Annotated in this window: 15 protein-coding genes and 1 tRNA gene; 11 read left to right on the top strand and 5 right to left on the bottom strand. The window is 58.7% G+C overall.

The genetic code is table 11. The features are described 5' to 3' along the window. Positions 1 to 78 precede the first annotated feature (78 nt). The 11 genes from ybgC to nadA all read left to right on the top strand — a co-directional run bounded on the left by ybgC (position 79) and on the right by nadA (position 8,458). The gene (ybgC, locus tag ACA068_RS22570) at positions 79 to 546 is read left to right on the top strand and encodes a tol-pal system-associated acyl-CoA thioesterase (RefSeq protein ID WP_497304897.1); all 468 of its coding nucleotides are present in this window, start codon (positions 79 to 81) and stop codon (positions 544 to 546) included. Beyond that, positions 536 to 1,231 (top strand): protein TolQ, encoded by a 696-nt coding sequence (gene tolQ, locus ACA068_RS22565; protein ID WP_008147369.1) that lies wholly within the window; start codon positions 536 to 538, stop codon positions 1,229 to 1,231. The genes ybgC and tolQ overlap by 11 nt, the downstream gene beginning before the upstream one ends. Before the next feature lie 23 nt (positions 1,232 to 1,254). Further along, positions 1,255 to 1,707 carry a protein TolR gene (gene tolR / locus ACA068_RS22560; RefSeq protein WP_497310648.1) on the top strand — a complete coding sequence of 151 codons (453 nt, stop codon included), beginning with the start codon at positions 1,255 to 1,257 and terminating at the stop codon, positions 1,705 to 1,707. After that, entirely contained in the window at positions 1,707 to 2,786 is a 1,080-nt protein-coding gene (gene tolA / locus ACA068_RS22555) for a cell envelope integrity protein TolA (RefSeq protein WP_131059802.1), read from the top strand. Before tolR ends, tolA begins: the two co-directional genes overlap by 1 nt. 29 nt (positions 2,787 to 2,815) lie before the next feature. Then, positions 2,816 to 4,084 (top strand): Tol-Pal system beta propeller repeat protein TolB, encoded by a 1,269-nt coding sequence (gene tolB / locus ACA068_RS22550; protein WP_497304895.1) that lies wholly within the window; start codon positions 2,816 to 2,818, stop codon positions 4,082 to 4,084. Between the two features lie 52 nt (positions 4,085 to 4,136). Continuing rightward, on the top strand, positions 4,137 to 4,634 hold the full coding sequence (gene pal / locus ACA068_RS22545; RefSeq protein ID WP_003178634.1) for a peptidoglycan-associated lipoprotein Pal: 498 nt from the start codon (positions 4,137 to 4,139) through the stop codon (positions 4,632 to 4,634). A gap of 6 nt (positions 4,635 to 4,640) precedes the next feature. Then, entirely contained in the window at positions 4,641 to 5,480 is an 840-nt protein-coding gene (ybgF, locus tag ACA068_RS22540; RefSeq protein ID WP_497304893.1) for a tol-pal system protein YbgF, read from the top strand. A 166-nt stretch (positions 5,481 to 5,646) separates the two neighbouring features. Next, positions 5,647 to 6,294 carry a 7-carboxy-7-deazaguanine synthase QueE gene (gene queE / locus ACA068_RS22535; RefSeq protein ID WP_219095497.1) on the top strand — a complete coding sequence of 216 codons (648 nt, stop codon included), beginning with the start codon at positions 5,647 to 5,649 and terminating at the stop codon, positions 6,292 to 6,294. A 1-nt stretch (position 6,295) separates the two neighbouring features. Beyond that, positions 6,296 to 6,988 (top strand): 7-cyano-7-deazaguanine synthase QueC, encoded by a 693-nt coding sequence (queC, locus tag ACA068_RS22530; protein ID WP_497304891.1) that lies wholly within the window; start codon positions 6,296 to 6,298, stop codon positions 6,986 to 6,988. A 63-nt stretch (positions 6,989 to 7,051) separates the two neighbouring features. Further along, positions 7,052 to 7,127: transfer RNA gene (locus ACA068_RS22525), tRNA-Lys, on the top strand. Between the two features lie 272 nt (positions 7,128 to 7,399). Further along, positions 7,400 to 8,458: a quinolinate synthase NadA gene (nadA, locus tag ACA068_RS22520; protein ID WP_497304889.1), complete on the top strand. Its 1,059-nt coding sequence runs from the start codon at positions 7,400 to 7,402 to the stop codon at positions 8,456 to 8,458. A 121-nt stretch (positions 8,459 to 8,579) separates the two neighbouring features. Here the strand turns inward: nadA and ACA068_RS22515 are convergent, their stop codons facing one another. From ACA068_RS22515 to gcvP, 5 genes are all read right to left on the bottom strand, one after another. Further along, positions 8,580 to 9,068 (bottom strand): RDD family protein, encoded by a 489-nt coding sequence (locus tag ACA068_RS22515; RefSeq protein ID WP_497304887.1) that lies wholly within the window; start codon positions 9,066 to 9,068, stop codon positions 8,580 to 8,582. Between the two features lie 96 nt (positions 9,069 to 9,164). Then, complete coding sequence (locus ACA068_RS22510; protein ID WP_003175786.1) at positions 9,165 to 9,377, bottom strand: cold-shock protein; 213 nt, start codon at positions 9,375 to 9,377, stop codon at positions 9,165 to 9,167. Between the two features lie 404 nt (positions 9,378 to 9,781). Then, positions 9,782 to 10,906, bottom strand: a complete 1,125-nt coding sequence (gene gcvT, locus ACA068_RS22505; protein WP_497304885.1) for a glycine cleavage system aminomethyltransferase GcvT — start codon at positions 10,904 to 10,906, stop codon at positions 9,782 to 9,784. Positions 10,907 to 10,944: 38 nt separating this feature from the next. After that, a complete protein-coding gene (locus ACA068_RS22500) occupies positions 10,945 to 12,321 on the bottom strand; it encodes an L-serine ammonia-lyase (RefSeq protein WP_497304883.1) in 1,377 nt (458 codons plus the stop codon). 201 nt (positions 12,322 to 12,522) lie between these two features. Beyond that, a complete protein-coding gene (gcvP, locus tag ACA068_RS22495) occupies positions 12,523 to 15,375 on the bottom strand; it encodes an aminomethyl-transferring glycine dehydrogenase (protein ID WP_497304881.1) in 2,853 nt (950 codons plus the stop codon). Positions 15,376 to 15,382 lie beyond the last annotated feature (7 nt).

Raw genomic sequence — 15,382 nt, 5'->3', positions numbered from 1 at the left:
GCTTTTGCCAGAAAACCGTGAATCAATGAAAAACAGTTGCCTGGCCGGATTGGCAACCTGAGGAGTAAGCACTAGAGTATGCGCGCGCAAAACGGGCTTGAGCCTTTCGCACTTCGTTGTCGCGTTTATTACGAGGACACCGATGCGGGCGGCATCGTGTATTACGTCAATTACCTCAAGTTTATGGAACGGGCTCGAACCGAGCGGCTCCGGGATCTGGGTTTTGCCCAGTCCCAGCTGGCAGAAGAGGATCTGTTGTTTGTCGTGCATTCCAGCGAAGCGCGTTACCACGCGCCGGCGCGACTGGACGACGAGCTTCTGGTAAGCGCTGAAGTAATCGAATTGAACCGTGTCAGCCTGCGCTTCAAACAGCAGGTCAGGCGAGCCACGGATAATGCGCTGCTCTGCGAAGGGCAGTTTCTGGTGGCCTGTGTGCGCACTGAAAGTTTAAAACCCCGGGCCATTCCCGAAGCTCTACGTGCGGCCTTTGCCGACGTGAGCGGCGCGGGTACACACTCAAAGCAGGAGATAAAGCGTGGAAGCTAACGTCGTCGACCATTCCTCCATGTGGAGCCTGGTCAGCAATGCCAGTATCGTGGTGCAACTGGTAATGCTGATCCTGGTAGCCGCATCGGTGACCTCATGGATCATGATCTTTCAGCGCAGCAACCTGCTGCGTGCCGGTCGACGTGCCCTGGAGAGCTTTGAAGAGCGCTTCTGGTCCGGTATCGACTTGTCCAAACTCTACCGTCAGGCCGGCAGCAACCCTGACCCGGATTCGGGCGTAGAACAGATCTTCCGTGCCGGTTTCAAGGAATTCTCCCGTCTGCGCCAGCAGCCAGGCGTTGACCCGGAAGCGGTCATGGAAGGTGTGGCCCGTGCCATGCGTGTCGCCATTTCCCGCGAAGAAGAAAAGCTCGAACAGAGCCTGCCGTTCCTCGCCACCGTCGGTTCCGTCAGCCCATACATCGGTCTGTTCGGTACCGTCTGGGGGATCATGAACTCCTTCCGTGGCCTGGCCACTGCCCAGCAAGCGACCCTGGCCACTGTGGCTCCGGGTATCGCCGAAGCACTGATTGCTACCGCGATTGGCCTGTTCGCAGCCATCCCGGCCGTTATCGCTTACAACCGTTTTGCTGCTCGCAGTGAAACCCTGCTGGGCCGTTACTACACCTTCGCCGATGAATTCCAGGCGATCCTGCACCGCAAAGTGCACACCAGCGAAGAATAAGCAGGTAATTTCCAATGGCTTTAATCGCTCGAGCTCGCAAAAAGCGCAAGCCGGTTGCCGAGATGAACGTGGTGCCTTACATCGACGTGATGCTGGTGCTGCTGGTTATCTTCATGGTGACCGCTCCGATGCTCAATCAGGGCGTGAAAGTTGATCTGCCCAAGGTTTCCAGCGAAGCCTTGCCGCAGGACAACAACACCCAGGTCCTGACCATTTCGATCAAGGCTGACAAGACCTACTACTGGAACCTTGGCAGCGAAGTCGACACTGAAAAGCAACAGGACAAGGCCATGACCTTGCCGCAGATGACTGACGCGGTGACCAAGATCATTCGCGCCGGTACCGAAGGCGGCAAGCGCACCCAGGTGTTCATCCGCGGCGACAAGACCGTCGATTACGGCTCCGTGATGGGCGCCATGGGCGGATTGCAGAAAGCCGGGGTCGGTAATGTTGGCTTGATTACCGAGGTACCCTGATGCAGCAAATGCGAGAGCCGTCCGCCTCGGAAAGCTACTTCTGGCCTAGTGTTCTGGCGATTGTCTTGCACGTGCTGGTGTTCGGCATGCTGTTCGTCAGTTTCGCCTTCACACCGGAGCTGCCGCCGGCCAAGCCGATTGTCCAGGCGACCTTGTACCAGCTGAAATCGAAGAGTCAGGCGACCACCCAGACCAATCAGAAGATTGCGGGTGAGGCGAAGAAATCCGCCGCGCGTCAGACCGAAGTCGAACAGATGGAACAGAAAAAGATCGAACAGGAAGCGATCAAGGCCGCGGAACAAAAGAAGGAAGATGCGGCTCAAAAAGCCGAAGAATCCAAGAAGGCCGACGAGACGAAGAAAGCGGACGAGGCAAAAAAGGCTGATGAAGCCAAGAAAGCCGATGAAGCGAAGAAGACCGCCGAAGCCAAAAAGGTTGAAGAGAAACAATTGGCTGATATAGCCAAGAAGAAATCTGAAGAAGAAGCCAAAAAGGCTGCTGAAGAAGAGGCCAAGAAAGCGGCCGCTGAAGAAGCCAAGAAAAAGATTGTCGAAGACGCGAAGAAGAAAGCCGCGGAAGACGCCAAGAAGAAATCTGAAGCTGAAGAGGCGAAGAAGAAAGTCGCCGAAGACGCGAAGAAGAAAGCTGCTGCCGATGCTGCGAAGAAAAAATCGCAGGAAGCGGCACGTAAATCCGTCGATGAGAAAAAAGCTCAGGCCCTGGCCGATTTGCTTTCCGACACGACGGAGCGTCAGCAGGCCTTGGCGGATGAACAGGGTGATGAAGTCGCGGGTAACTTCGACGACTTGATTCGCTCCCGTGCTTCTGAAGGTTGGGCGCAGCCACCGTCGGCCCGTAAGGGTATGAAGGTGATCCTGCAAATCAACATGCTGCCTGACGGAACAATCTCCGGCGTATCGGTTGCCAAGTCCAGCGGTGATGTACCGTTCGACAGTTCAGCGGTAGCGGCGGTAAAAAATATTGGTCGATTGACCGAAATGCAGGGTCTGAAGCCAGCTGATTTCGCACCCTATCGTTCATTCAAGATGACATTCACACCTGAGGATCTAGCCTTGTGAGAAACCTTCTTCGAGGACTGCTTGTCGTCATGTTCTGCTTTGCAGGACTGGCCACCGCAGATGAAAAAAATATCCTGGTCAGCAGTGGTAGCTCCCAGGCAACTCCAATTGCCGTAGTGCCATTCGGTTTCCAGGGCGGCACCGTGCTGCCGGATGACATGGCCGAAATCATCGGTAACGACCTGCGCAACTCGGGTTACTACGCGCCGATTCCAAAGCAGAACATGATCAGCCAGCCGAGCCAGGCCAGCGAAATCATTTTCCGTGACTGGAAGGCGATCAGCGCTCAGTACATTATGGTCGGCAGCATTGTTCCAGCGGGCGGTCGCCTGCAGGTTCAATACGCTCTGTTCAACGTCGCCACCGAACAGCAAGTGCTGACCGGCAGCGTGTCGGGCAGCGTCGATCAACTGCGTGACATGGCGCACTACATCGCCGACCAGTCGTTCGAAAAACTCACCGGTATCAAAGGTGCGTTCTCGACACGCCTGCTGTACGTGACGGCTGAACGTTTCTCCGAGAAGAACACGCGCTACACGCTGCAACGTTCGGACTATGACGGTGCCCGCGCCGTGACCCTGCTGCAATCGCGCGAGCCGATCCTGTCGCCGCGTTTCGCACCGGATGGCAAGCGCATCGCTTACGTCTCGTTCGAGCAGAAGCGTCCGCGTATTTTCATGCAGAACATCGACACCGGTCGCCGTGAGCAGATCACCAACTTCGAAGGCCTGAATGGCGCGCCAGCCTGGTCGCCGGATGGTCAGCGTCTGGCGTTCGTATTGTCGAAAGACGGTAACCCGGACATCTATGTGATGAACCTGGGTTCGCGTCAGATCACTCGCGTCACCAACGGTCCCGGCATCAACACCGAACCGTTCTGGGGTAAGGATGGTTCGACCATCTACTTCACCTCCGACCGTGGCGGCAAGCCACAAATCTATAAAACCAGCGTCGGTGGTGGCGGTGCGGAACGTGTGACCTTTATTGGTAACTACAACGCCAACCCTAAACTTTCGGCTGATGAAAAGACCCTGGTGATGATTCACCGCCAGGATGGCTTCACTAATTTCAAGGTGGCGGCCCAGGATTTGCAGCGCGGTAGTGTAAAGATCCTCACTGATAGCACTCTGGACGAGTCACCTACTGTTGCGCCCAACGGCACCATGGTAATCTACGCCACCCGCCAGCAGGGCCGGGGAGTCTTGATGCTCGTGTCCATTAATGGACGCGTAAGGCTCCCGCTTCCTACCGCACAAGGCGAAGTCAGAGAACCTTCCTGGTCCCCTTACCTGAACTGACGCGGCGCTACACGTTTTACTTAACACACTGGGGTTCATTAGGAGTTTCACGATGGAAATGCTGAAGTTTGGTAAATTTGCTGCGCTGGCTCTGGCCATGGCTGTAGCTGTAGGTTGCTCGTCCAAAGGCGGCGACAACGCCGGTGAAGGCGCTGTTGATCCAAACGCTGGTTACGGCGCAAACACTGGTGCCGTTGACGGTTCCCTGAGCGAAGAAGCTGCTCTGCGCGCAATCACCACCTTCTACTTCGAATACGACAGCTCGGACTTGAAGCCAGAAGCCATGCGCGCTCTGGACGTTCACGCCAAAGACCTGAAAGCAAACGGCGCTCGCGTTGTTCTGGAAGGCAACACCGACGAACGTGGTACTCGTGAGTACAACATGGCACTGGGCGAGCGTCGTGCGAAAGCCGTTCAGCGCTACCTGGTACTGCAAGGTGTTTCCCCAGCTCAGCTGGAACTGGTTTCCTACGGCGAAGAGCGTCCAGTTGCTACCGGCAACGACGAGCAGTCCTGGGCTCAAAACCGTCGCGTCGAACTGCGTAAGTAATTCGTCATGCGAACGTGCCGTCGTGCTGTAACTGTTTTGGCTCTCAGCCTCGCACCGCTTGCGGTGTGGGCTGCGGTTCCTGTGGTCGATAACGACTCCGGCTATAACAATAGCGGGACTAGTAGTCCGCCTGCGGGTTACGGTACGAACGGCGCCTATGCCGGGGGAGGGGTTTCGGCCCCTGTCTCGGCACAGGGCGAGCTGTTCAACCAATTGCAATCCATGCAGGAGCAGATCTCACGCCAACAGGGTGTGATCGAAGTTCTGCAGAATGATGTAGCGCGCATGAAGCAAGAGAGCCTGGAGCGATATCAGGATCTTGATCGGCGCATAGGAACCGGCGTTGCACCAGCCGCGACTCCTGATAATTCTTCAACCGGTGGCAGTTTGAATGCCCCCGGTGCAGCCGCTGGCGCAGGTTCAGGAGCGGCCGCCGCTCAAGCGCCTGCTGCGGGTAGCGAGCCGGCTGACCCGGCGAAGGAAAAACTGTATTACGATGCAGCCTTCGACCTGATCAAAGCCAAGGATTTCGACAAGGCCAGCCAGGCTTTTGCCGCATTCCTGCGCAAATACCCAAACAGCCAGTACGCGGGCAATGCCCAGTACTGGTTGGGTGAAGTGAATCTGGCCAAAGGCGATCTGCAAGGTGCAGGTCAGGCATTTGCCAAGGTTTCGCAGCTGTACCCCAAGCATCCAAAAGTGCCTGATTCGCTGTACAAGCTGGCTGATGTAGAACGCCGCCTCGGTCACACCGACAAGGTCAAAGGCATTCTGCAACAGGTCGTGTCGCAATACCCGGGCACTTCCGCCGCTCAGTTGGCCCAACGCGACTTGCAGCGTATGTAAGGCTGTTTGACCCGTATTGAAGAAACCCGCGCCTGTCGCGGGTTTTTTCGTTAGAATTCACGCCCTTTTTATGAAACACGCTTTTTGGGATCTGCGCGTTGGCGGGGTTCCTTGAAGTGCCTGACGGAGGCGGACAGCCTGTTTAGCTGTTATGCCCGTGGCGACTATGCAAGACACATTGAGAATCACCGAAGTTTTCTACTCGTTGCAGGGTGAAACGCGGACGGCCGGGCTGCCCACTGTTTTTGTGCGCCTGACCGGTTGCCCTTTGCGTTGCCAATACTGCGACAGCGCCTACGCGTTCACAGGCGGCACCATTCGCCCGCTCGACGATATCCTCGAGCAAGTGGCCGGTTTCCGTCCGCGTTACGTCTGTGTCACCGGTGGCGAGCCGCTGGCACAGCCCAACGCCATCCCATTACTCAAGCAGTTGTGTGACGCCGGTTACGAAGTGTCGCTGGAAACCAGCGGCGCGCTCGACATCTCGGCGGTCGATCCACGGGTCAGTCGCGTCGTCGACTTGAAAACCCCGGGTTCGAAAGAAGCACACCGCAACCGCTATGAAAACATCGAACTGCTCACGCCCAACGACCAGGTGAAGTTTGTTATCTGCTCGCGGGACGACTACGACTGGGCCGTCTCCAAGCTGATTCAGTACGGTCTGGACAAGCGTGCAGGCGAAGTGCTGTTTTCGCCAAGCCATCATGACCTGAATGCGCGGGATCTGGCTGACTGGGTGGTGGCGGACAATCTGCCTGTGCGTCTGCAATTGCAGCTGCATAAATATCTTTGGAATGACGAGCCGGGGCGCTGAGATGACTGAACAACTGAACACTTCTGAAAAACGTGCGGTCATCCTGCTGTCTGGTGGCCTCGACTCCGCGACGGTCGTGGCCATGGCCCGTGCTGAAGGTTACAGCTGCTACACCATGAGCTTTGACTACGGTCAGCGCTCTCACGCCGAACTGCACGCCGCAGAACGTGTCGCCCGGGATCTGGGCGTGGTGGAACACAAGGTGATCGGCCTCAATCTGAACGGAATCGGCGGTTCGGCACTGACCGACAGCAGCATCGACGTTCCGGAAGTGGCGGGCGAAGGTATTCCGGTGACTTACGTGCCGGCGCGCAACACGGTGTTTCTATCCCTGGCGCTGGGTTGGGCTGAAGTGCTCGGCGCGCGTGACATCTTTATCGGCGTGAACGCGGTGGATTACTCCGGTTACCCGGACTGCCGTCCCGAGTTCATCGAGTCTTTCGAGCGCACGGCCAATCTGGCGACGAAGGCCGGTGTAGAGGGCAATGGCTTCCGCATCCAGGCGCCGCTGCAGAACCTCAGCAAGGCGCAGATCGTCCAGGCAGGCGTGAAGCTGGGGGTCGATTACGGGCTGACCGTTTCCTGCTATCAGGCGGACGATAACGGCCGTGCGTGCGGCAAATGCGACAGCTGCCGACTGCGTGCAGAAGGTTTTGCAGCGGCCGGCGTGAGCGACCCAACACCTTATTTTTGATTTATTTCAAATTAGGTGTTGAATAGTCCTTAAAAATCAGTATTATACGCGCCACCACACAGCGGGTCGTTAGCTCAGTTGGTAGAGCAGTTGGCTTTTAACCAATTGGTCGTAGGTTCGAATCCCACACGACCCACCATTTTTGTAGCAGTTTTAAAAGTCTGGAAGGCCCACGCAAGTGAGGATTTCCGGATTTTTTTTTGCCCACAATTTGAGCTCGGCTCAACGCAAAGCTGCACTGCGTGACGCAGGTCAGAATCATCTTCTGCATCCACGGAATATTCTGTAGCCTTGCTCAGCTTCATCGCTGTCCGTGCCTGATGATACTCACTCTCCCGGCGGTACCCTGAAGGGTCCGGAGCCGGGTGTATACTCGACTTTCGCGCGAAAGCGCCTGCAGGTCTTGCGAACATGACGCAAATTTCCGAACGCCTTCTGGTTCAAGCCCACCTCGACGCCAAGCAGCCCAAACCGCTGACTGTCGAGGAGGAAGCTTATTACCGCACCGCCATCGCTGCCGAGCTCAAGGCTCAGGACGCGGTACTGGTTGCTCATTTCTATTGCGATCCGGTGATTCAGGCCCTGGCCGAAGAAACCGGTGGTTGCGTCTCCGACTCACTGGAGATGGCGCGCTTCGGCAGTGCTCACCCGGCCAAGACTGTGCTGGTCGCCGGCGTGAAGTTCATGGGCGAAACCGCCAAAATCCTCAATCCTGAAAAACGCATTCTGATGCCGACCCTGGAAGCGACCTGCTCGCTGGACCTGGGTTGCCCGGTGGATGAGTTCTCGGCGTTCTGCGATCAGCATCCGGAGCGCACGGTGGTGGTGTATGCCAACACCTCGGCGGCGGTCAAAGCCCGGGCGGATTGGGTGGTAACGTCCAGCTGCGCGCTGGAGATCGTCGAAAGCCTGATGGATAACGGCGAAACCATCATCTGGGGCCCGGACAAACACCTGGGCACCTACATTCAACGCCAGACTGGTGCGGACATGCTGCTGTGGGACGGTGCCTGCATCGTTCACGAAGAGTTCAAGTCCAAGCAGCTTGAAGACATGAAGGCGCTGTACCCGGACGCTGCGATTCTGGTGCACCCGGAGTCGCCGACTTCGGTGATCGAGCTGGCGGATGCCGTCGGTTCCACCAGTCAGTTGATTGCGGCGGCACAGAGCCTGCCGAACAAGACCCTGATCGTCGCCACCGATCGCGGCATCTTCTACAAGATGCAGCAGCTGTGCCCGGACAAGGTCTTCATCGAGGCGCCAACGGCCGGTAACGGCGCAGCGTGCCGCAGTTGCGCGCACTGCCCGTGGATGGCTATGAACACCCTTGAGCGCACGCTGAAGTGCTTGAAGGAAGGGACGAACGAGATCTTTGTGGATCCGGCGTTGATTCCGCAGGCGATTCGGCCGTTGAAGCGGATGCTGGATTTCACCCAGGCTGCGCGGATGAAGCTGGCCGGTAACGCCTGAGTTGTAAAAAATGTGGGAGCGGGCTTGCTCGCGAATGCGGTGGATCAGTCACTATTAATGTTGACTGATGCACCGCATTCGCAAGCAAGCCCGCTCCCACAGTGATTTTTGTCTGCCGAAATTACTTGGTCTTCTTCGGGATGCGTACTAGCTGGGTGTTCGAATACATGTCATGCCAGCTGCGTTTCTGTTTATCGAACAGCGACCAGAAGAATCCAAGGCCAACGCACAACAGCGACGCGATCGACACCACAAACCGCAGCAGCGCCTGCCACAGGCTGATGGACGAGCCGTCAGCGTTCTGCACGCGAATGCACCACACCTGCATGCCCAGCGTCTGGCCGGACCAGGTCCAGAACTTGGCAAAAAAACCAAACAACACAAACAGCAACACCGTCGATAGCAACGGATCACCGTCCAGCGCGCCGGCTTCGGTCAGGGTGCGCATCTTGTCTTCACCGATGATCGCCATCTGGATCATCTTGTAAACGCCGCTGGTGACGATCAGCAGGGCGGTGCACAGCAGGAAGTCATAGAACATCGCTGCCAGGCGACGACCCAGGGTGGCGGCGGGAAAGTCGCCCTGGGGTTTGAGCAGGTGTTTCGACATGGCAGCCTCTGGACGGAAAAAAGAAGCCATTTTACGGATTTACGCGCACAAAAAAGCCCCTGATGTCAGCATCAGGGGCTTTTTCGTTACAGAAGATTAGGCTTCTGCTTGTACTTCGTCAGCCTGCATGCCTTTCTGGCCTTGCACAGCAACGAAAGTCACTTTCTGGCCTTCTTTCAGGCTCTTGAAGCCGTTGCCCTGAATAGCGCGGAAATGCACGAACAGATCCGGACCGCTTTCTGGAGTGATAAAACCAAAACCTTTCTCGTCGTTAAACCACTTGACGGTACCGCTCTGACGTTGGGACATTTCTTATTTCCTTTGACGCAAAAATTAATGACAGCCTCCTTCTCATGAAAGAGTACTGGGGCTGGTTGCAGGAGAGTAAGAAGACGTCGAACGGGATGTAGCTAACTTGTAGGCTACTGCCCAGGTCACGATTCCAAGCGACCCATGCAAACACAGTGAACAAACTCTACGCCAACTACGGGAGAAAAAACAAGCCCCCGCGAGAGGCCCGGTTTTGCTCAGGTTGATGGCGTTAGTGTGTCCACTAGTGCTGGCTTATTCGATAGGGCTGTTCAATTGTTTTCGAACGTTATAAGCAACGTTCATAAACGAAGCTAGAACCAAAGACATGCACTGTTTTATGGCGGTTGCGTTACACATTAGTGCACTGTTAGCGCAACCGCGTTACTTATAGAAACAGTCAATCAGCCACGATAGTAGCGTTGTGCAACAAATGGCATTTTGCTTACAAGCAAAGGCACCTTTTTCCCACGCACAATCGCCCATACAGGTGTATCGATGGCGATGTAAGCGCTGTCGAGGTAACCCATGGCCAATGGACCACCCAGGGTGGGGCCGAAACCACCGCTGCACACGGCTCCGATGATGTCGCCCGCTTCGTTGACGATTTCTGCGCCTTCACGCACCGGCGTGCGTTCCTGAGGCAGCAGGCCTACACGCTTGCGGCTGACGCCGGCTTGTTGTTGAGCGAACACGGTCTCGGCACCCGGGAAGCCGCCGGCCCGTGCGCCATCAGCGCGACGTGGCTTGGACATGGCCCACAGCAGACTGGCTTCAATCGGGGTGGTCTCGGTGTTCATGTCGTGGCCGTAGAGGCACAGGCCGGCTTCCAGGCGCAGCGAATCGCGAGCGCCAAGGCCGATGGCCGCCACTTCAGGTTCGGCCAGCAGCGCGCGCGCCAGGGCTTCAGCGTTGGCGGCCGGTACGGAGATTTCGAACCCGTCTTCACCGGTGTAGCCCGAACGGCTGACAAAACACTCGACGCCCAGCAGTTTCACACGGGTGAACTGCATGAACGTCATCTTCGCCACTTCAGGCGCCAGGCGCGCGAGCACGGTGACCGCAGCCGGACCTTGCAGGGCCAGCAGCGAGCGTTCTTCGAACAGCGGCTCAATCGTGCACTGGTCGCCGATGTGCTGGCGCAGATGCGCCAGGTCTTGGTCCTTGCAGGCGGCGTTGACCACCAGGAACAGTTCGTCGTTACCCAGGTTGGCGACCATCAAGTCATCAAGAATGCCGCCGGTTTCGTTGGTGAACATGGCGTAGCGCTGCATGCCCACCGGCAGGTCGATGATGTCCACCGGCACCAGGGTTTCCAGGGCCTTGGCGGCATTGGCACCGGTCAGGCGGATCTGGCCCATGTGCGAGACATCGAACAGCCCGGCCTGATCACGGGTGTGCTGGTGTTCTTTCATCACGCCCAACGGGTATTGCACCGGCATGTCGTAACCGGCAAACGGCACCATGCGCGCGCCGAGTTCGATGTGCAGTGCGTGCAGCGGGGTTTTCAGCAATTGTTCGGTGGACATATTCAGCTCCTGAAAAAGTGTGCGGATGCGCGTGAGCATCAGCACTCGATAATGTTGACCGCCAAACCGCCACGGGCGGTTTCCTTGTATTTGCTTTTCATGTCGGCGCCGGTCTGGCGCATGGTGCGGATGACCTTGTCGAGGGAGACGAAGTGCTGACCGTCGCCGCGCAGGGCCATGCGCACCGCATTGATGGCTTTCACCGAACCCATGGCGTTGCGCTCGATGCAAGGCACTTGCACCAGTCCGCCAATCGGGTCGCAGGTCAGGCCCAAGTTGTGTTCCATACCGATTTCGGCAGCGTTTTCCACTTGCTGCACCGTGCCGCCAAGTACTTCGCACAGCGCGCCGGCTGCCATGGAGCAGGCGACGCCGACTTCACCCTGACAACCGACTTCGGCGCCGGAGATCGAGGCGTTTTCTTTATAGAGAATGCCGATGGCGGCGGCGGTCAGCAGAAAACGCACGACGCCGTCTTCGTTGGCGCCGGGAATAAACCGCATGTAGTAATGCAGCACCGCCGGGACGATGCCCGCTGCACCGTTAGTGGGCGCGGTGACGACGCGTCCGCCGTTGGCGTTTTCTTCGTTGACCGCCAGCGCGTACAGGTTGACCCAGTCCAGCACCGACAGCGGATCGCGCAACGCCGATTCGGGGTTCTTGCACAGTTGCCGATGCAGTGCAGCGGCCCGACGTTTGACCTTCAAACCACCGGGCAGAATCCCTTCATTGCGGCAACCGGCGGCAACGCAGTCCTGCATCACTTGCCAAATGTTCAGCAGTCCGGCGCGGGTTTCCGCTTCCGGGCGCCAGGCACTTTCGTTGGTCAGCATGACCTGGCTGATGGACAAGCCGTAAGTGGCGCAGTGAGCGAGCAGGTCTTTGGCGCTTTTGAAAGGGAAGGTCAGCGGCGTGGCGTCTTCGACAATGCGGTCGGCGCCGGCGGCGTCTTCATCGACGACGAATCCGCCGCCGACCGAGTAGTACTCGCGGCTGCGGGTTTGTATGCCCGCCGCGTCGAACGCCCGAAAGATCATGCCGTTGGGGTGATAGGGCAACGGTTTGCGAATCATCGCCAAATGTTCTTTCTCGTTGAACGCAATGCTGTGTTCGCCGAGCAGGTTCAAGCGACCATTGCCGCGAATGTCTTGCAGACGGGCGGCGACGGTTTCGGTGTTCACGGTGTCCGGGTGTTCGCCTTCCAGGCCGAGCAACACGGCTTTGTCGCTGCCGTGGCCTTTACCGGTGGCGCCGAGTGAGCCGTAGAGCTCGACTTTGACGCAGGCGGTTGCAGTCAGCAGCCCTTCACGGCGCAAGCCTTCGGCAAAGCGCGCGGCTGCACGCATCGGGCCGACGGTATGGGAGCTGGAGGGGCCGATGCCAATCTTGAACAGGTCGAACACGCTTAACGACATGGTTGTTCTCCGGTTTCTTGTTATAGGAATGGCGGAATCTAGAGGTGGGCACGAACCCCTGTGGGAGCGGGCTTGCTCGCGAATGCGGTGTGTCAGGCAGCATAGATGGTGACTGATCCACCGCATTCGCGAGCAAGCCCGCTCCCACAAGGGGATGTGTGGTGTTCTTGAGTGGGACGGGATTAACCGCCCCACACTGTTTTAAGCGTAGCTTTCGATCGACGGGCAAGCGCAAACCAGGTTGCGATCGCCAAACACGTTGTCGACGCGACCGACCGGTGGCCAGTACTTGCCTTCGATCAGCGACGCGACCGGGTACACCGCTTGCTCACGGCTGTACGGATGCGTCCACTCGCCCACGATTTCCGCCGCGGTGTGCGGGGCGTTTTTCAGCGGGTTGTCTTCTTTGTCCAGCGTGCCGTTTTCCACTGCGCGGATTTCTTCGCGGATGCGGATCATGGCGTCGCAGAAGCGGTCCAGTTCTTCCTTGGATTCGCTTTCGGTCGGCTCGATCATCAGCGTGCCGGCCACTGGGAACGACATGGTCGGGGCGTGGAAACCGAAGTCGATCAGGCGCTTGGCGACGTCATCGACGCTGATGCCGCTGCTGTCTTTCAGTGGACGCAGGTCGAGGATGCATTCGTGCGCCACCAGGCCGTTGCTGCCGGTGTAGAGCACTGGGTAATGCTCTTCGAGGCGACGGGAAATGTAGTTGGCATTGAGGATCGCCAACTGCGAAGCGCGCTTGAGACCCGCGCCACCCATCATCCGAATGTACATCCAGGTGATCGGCAAAATGCTCGCGCTGCCGAACGGTGCCGCGCAGACCGCGCCTTCCTTGCGCTCCATGGTGCCGTGACCCGGCAGGAACGGCGTCAGGTGCGACTTGACGCCGATCGGGCCGACACCCGGGCCGCCACCGCCGTGCGGGATGCAGAAGGTTTTGTGCAGGTTCAGGTGGGACACGTCGCCGCCGAACTTGCCCGGGGCGCAGAGGCCGACCATGGCGTTCATGTTGGCGCCGTCGATGTACACCTGGCCGCCGTGGTCATGAATGATGCCGCAGATTTCGCGGATGCCTTCTTCGAACACGCCGTGGGTCGACGGGTAGGTGATCATCAATGCCGCGAGATGCTCGCGGTGCTCGATGGCCTTGGCGCGCAGGTCTTCGATGTCGACGTTGCCACGGGCATCGCACGCCGTCACGACCACACGCATGCCAGCCATATTGGCGGTGGCCGGGTTGGTGCCATGGGCGGAGGACGGGATCAGGCAGATGTCGCGACGATCTTCGCCACGGCTCTGGTGATAGGCGCGAATCGCCAGCAGGCCGGCGTACTCACCCTGGGAACCGGCGTTCGGTTGCAGCGAGATCGCGTCGTAGCCAGTCGCGGCGCACAGCATCGCTTCCAGTTCGTCGGTCAGTTGCTGGTAGCCGGCGCTTTGCTCGGCCGGTGCGAACGGGTGCAGGGCACCGAATTCAGCCCAGGTCACCGGGATCATTTCACTGGCGGCGTTGAGTTTCATGGTGCACGAACCCAGCGGGATCATGGTGCGATCCAGGGCCAGGTCCTTGTCGGCGAGCTTGCGCAGGTAGCGCATCAGCTCGGTTTCCGAGTGATAACGGTTGAACACCGGGTGGCTGAGGATCGGCGATTGGCGCACCAGCGCGGCCGGGAGGGTGCTGACCACGGAAGCGGCGAGGGTGGCGAAGTCCGGCAGCGCCTTACCGTCGGCGAACAGGGTCCACAGGGTTTCCACGTCGGCCTGCGAGGTGGTTTCGTCGAGGGACAGGCCCAGACGTTCAGCATCGACCACGCGCAGGTTGATCTGCTGGGCACGCGCCTTGTCGTGCAACGCGACAGTGTTGGCGCCGGTTTTAATGGTCAGCGTGTCGAAGAAGCTTTCTTGCTCGACGTTCAGCCCCAATGCGCTCAAGCCTTTGGCCAGAATCGCGGTCAGGTGATGAATGCGGTTGGCGATCTGGGTCAGTCCTTTCGGACCGTGATACACGGCGTACATGCTGGCGATGTTGGCCAGCAAAACCTGCGCGGTGCAGATGTTCGACGTGGCCTTTTCGCGGCGGATGTGCTGCTCGCGGGTCTGCATCGCCAGGCGCAGGGCCGGCTTGCCGAAGCGGTCCACGGAGACACCGACCAGACGGCCCGGCATGTCACGCTTGAACGCATCTTTCGTCGAGAAATAAGCCGCGTGCGGGCCACCGAAGCCCAGCGGCACGCCGAAGCGTTGCGCGCTGCCGATGGCCACGTCGGCGCCGAACTCGCCTGGCGGGGTCAGCACGGTCAGGGCCAGCAGGTCGGCGGCGACCGCGACCAAGGCGTTGGCGGCGTGGAAGCGTTCGGTCAGTTCGCGGTAATCGAAGACGTCACCGTTGCTGGCCGGGTATTGCAGCAGGGCGCCGAAGAACGGCGTCACGTCAGTCAGTGCTTGCTCGTCGCCGACCACTACGTCGATGCCCAACGGCTCGGCACGGGTGCGCAGCACGTCGAGGGTTTGCGGGTGGCAATGCACGGAAGCGAAGAAGGCGTGGCTGCCTTTGTTCTTGCTCAGGCGCTTGCAGAAGGTCATCGCTTCGGCGGCGGCGGTGGCCTCATCCAGCAGCGAGGCGTTGGCGATCGGCAGGCCGGTGAGGTCGCTGATCAGGGTCTGGAAGTTCAGCAGCGCTTCGAGACGGCCCTGGGAAATTTCTGGCTGGTATGGGGTGTACGCGGTGTACCAGGCCGGGTTTTCCAGCAGGTTGCGCAGGATCGGCGACGGCGTGTGGGTGCCGTAGTAACCCTGGCCGATGTAGGTCTTGAACAGCTGGTTTTTGCCGGCGATGGATTTGATCAGGGCCAGGGCATCGGCTTCGCTCAGGCCATCTTCGAGGCCGAGCACGCTGGTGCCCTTGATGCTGTCCGGGATGACGCTGGCGCTCAGGGCTTCCAGGGAGTCAAAACCGAGGCTGTTGAGCATGGCTTGCTCGTCGCCGGAACGCGGGCCGATGTGGCGGGCGATGAATTCGTTGGCAGTGCTGAGATTTACTTGGGACATGTCGGTT

This window comes from Pseudomonas sp. LBUM1660 (genome assembly GCF_059695935.1).
The sequence above is the reverse complement of the archived record's forward strand: the minus strand, read 5'-3'. Positions and strand labels throughout refer to the sequence as shown.